The organism is Oleiphilus sp. HI0086 (genome assembly GCF_001635225.1).
On sequence record NZ_LWFZ01001016.1, the window covers coordinates 1 to 681 of the forward strand.

Below are 681 nucleotides of genomic sequence, written 5' to 3' on the forward strand. Positions count from 1 at the left end.
GATTTGATCGTGACATAGTAACTAATAAATAAAATAGACGAACAAGTAACGATCGCCAAAGCCGCACCATAAGGAATCATGACTGCATAAGGTAAGAGCGTGCTCAAGAAAGCCAACACGATTCCAAGCCAAGCCTGCAAATAGACAATACGATTCAAGTACGGGTGATTATTCTGCAATTTAAGGAAGTTCGATACAAATACCATCCCCGATGTCACGATTAAGGGCGTTATTACCGCCATACTCTGCTCATTCCATACCGGAAAGTTTGGCCAGATAAATTGGTAAGCAAAGCCCGTCAGGGACATCTGGGCTACAGCAAAGGTAATCACGTACAAAACGTAGAACAGGTAAGCACTATCTCTAAGTCGCAAAAAAAGAAAGAAGTTATACAAAGCCATCACCAGAACGATGCCATAGTACAAACCGTGCTCGGCAAAGCGATATTGGTCAGCCTCAAAATAGCTTTTCTCTGGCCAAAGCGTAGCAGGCAACTGAATGGAACTTGAAGAGCGAACTTTCAAGTAAACATGCTGTGCTTCATCAGCGCCATCGATTGGAAATAGAAATGCTCGATGTTGAATAGGACGCTCAGAGAAAACAAAGTGATCACCTGTACGGACAAATTCAACGACTTCACCTCCTTTAACCCGATAAAACTCGATTTCATCTAGCAAAGCA

1 protein-coding gene is annotated in these 681 nt (G+C 42.7%); it reads right to left on the reverse strand.

Features of this window, described 5'->3' with window-relative positions; all coding sequences use genetic code 11:
• A partial coding sequence (locus A3756_RS18215) for a 7TM diverse intracellular signaling domain-containing protein (protein ID WP_304438898.1) occupies positions 1-681 on the reverse strand: 681 nt, incomplete at both ends.